At 43.0% G+C, this 588-nt stretch carries 1 protein-coding gene; it reads left to right on the top strand.

Annotated features, from left to right (window positions below):
- On the top strand, positions 1-588 hold a 588-nt coding region (locus tag NY607_RS24235; protein ID WP_259420620.1), incomplete at both ends, for a DUF3102 domain-containing protein.

Genomic DNA, 588 nt, shown 5'->3' with positions numbered 1-588 from the left:
ATTCGTAAGAACATGCGTAAAGCAGGCGAAGCAATCTTCGAAATTGGTAAGCATCTAAAACACGTCAAAGAGAACGTCATTGAGTCGGGCAAATGGACGGAATGGCTACAGTCGATGGATATTGATCCACGCCAGGCACAGCGATTCATCCAGGTGTATACGGAATTAAACGAGCATGCGTCAGCGCTGTCGGGTCAGTCGCTTACTAAATTGCTAACATTAGCGCAGATTTCAAGCACAGTTGGCGATATAACGGAAGTAATTGAGAAGCCGCATGTGTTGCCGAACGGACAAGAAAAGACAATAGATGAGATGACTTCTCGCGAATTAGCTGACCTAAAGAGACGTCTAGCGAAAAGTGAGTCCGATGTTACCGAATTGCTAGAACAGACATATATCCTCGAAGAACAGGTCGAAGCTGCTCAAAAGAGTGAGCGAATTGCAATTAGTCAATTGGAGGAGATGCAAAATGAAGATTATTCAGGAGAAATTGACGGTGCTTATTCTCATTTATCTATGGAACGTGATGAATTATTAGGTCAACTTCATGAAGCAAATGCGCGTATCCGAACATTAGAGAAATCAGAT

The organism is Lysinibacillus sp. A4 (assembly GCF_024919535.1).
In the GTDB taxonomy this organism is placed as follows: Bacteria; Bacillota; Bacilli; order Bacillales_A; family Planococcaceae; genus Lysinibacillus; species Lysinibacillus capsici.
Note: the sequence above shows the minus strand (reverse complement) of the source record. Positions and strands in the feature narration are given on the sequence as shown.